A 1191-nucleotide genomic window follows, 5' to 3' on the forward strand; every position below is an offset into this window, starting at 1 on the left:
AATATTAAAAATACCGGTATCAATAAAATGTACATCCAGAATGTTGGGGCATTTTTTGCAGCATGGATCATCGGTTTTATATGTCCACTTAAACCATGTAAAGGCATCGGTAGATGCGTACTAAGCCAAGGTTTGGGTAGGTTATCCGGGCCTTCCTCCATATAACGGCGAATAAATTCCCATTCATCTTTATAATCTTGCGAATTATAGGTGTTTTTACCAATCCCCACCGATTGAGCAACCGGAAAGCCTGTTTTATATGGGTGAAAGCTCATCAGATTTACCATATTGGTACCACCCATATCTGAGTCTGAGTTGCTAAAATTAGCGGGCATAATATGTTCCCACTTAAACACAACCGTACCGCCACAATATTTGGGGCGCTGAATATAGACTTGCCGAGTCACCCGATTAAACCTCACCCGAATATGGCGAATAGTGAATAACTCTAGTCGGTAAACATAACGGAAGTAACGAATACATAAATATAATGAAACTAAAAATATAGTTGAAAAAAATGTTATTGCAAATATACCGGAAGCAATATTGTCTCTTTCATTATTATACAATTTAAGCAGAATAGTTAATCCTAAATTTCCACTAGAATAAGGAATAAAAAATATAACTAAGCTTATCCAAGTGACAATACCACGGAAATTTTCAAACATACCACCGCGGATCTCTAAATAACGATCGTTATAGGCATAATAAGGACCAATTGGGCGTGGATTATTACTAACTGATTCTTTGGTATAATCTTTGGCAACTTCACTTAACGTCATATCGCCACTAAAATAATCCATTCCCATTTTTTTGCGGGTTGAGGATCTAATTGAACTACTTAACCAAGATAAATATTCACCGATATACATTTCAAACTGTCCTTAATAATTTGCTCCGGATTGTTCACCTTTTTGCTACCATATTAAGAATTACCATAATCAATCAATTTTCCGGTTTTATCATCTCGCACGCCCCATTCGATACGATTATCTAAAATCGCTTGTTGTACACTGGGTGGATAGTCTGATAAGGTGGTTTCTTTCGGTACGGTTTTCCCTTTTCGACCAGCTTGACGAATGACTTTTGGCCAGCGTGGTTGCCAGCATAAACATTCCGAAATAAAGTACCCTATCGTGTAAAACGGTAATAATATTAAAAATACCGGTATCAATAAAATGTACATCCAGA

At 36.8% G+C, this 1191-nt stretch carries 1 protein-coding gene and 1 pseudogene; both read right to left on the minus strand.

The window, feature by feature from the left end; all coding sequences use genetic code 11:
- On the minus strand, positions 1-872 hold an 872-nt coding region (locus tag A9G11_RS08875; RefSeq protein ID WP_065619257.1), incomplete at its 3' end, for a DUF6708 domain-containing protein.
- A 53-nt stretch (positions 873-925) separates the two neighbouring features.
- A pseudogene (locus A9G11_RS14435) lies at positions 926-1191 on the minus strand (hypothetical protein); the annotation flags it as partial.

The organism is Gilliamella sp. wkB108, from assembly GCF_001690195.1.
Taxonomy (GTDB): Bacteria; Pseudomonadota; Gammaproteobacteria; order Enterobacterales; family Orbaceae; genus Gilliamella; species Gilliamella apicola_L.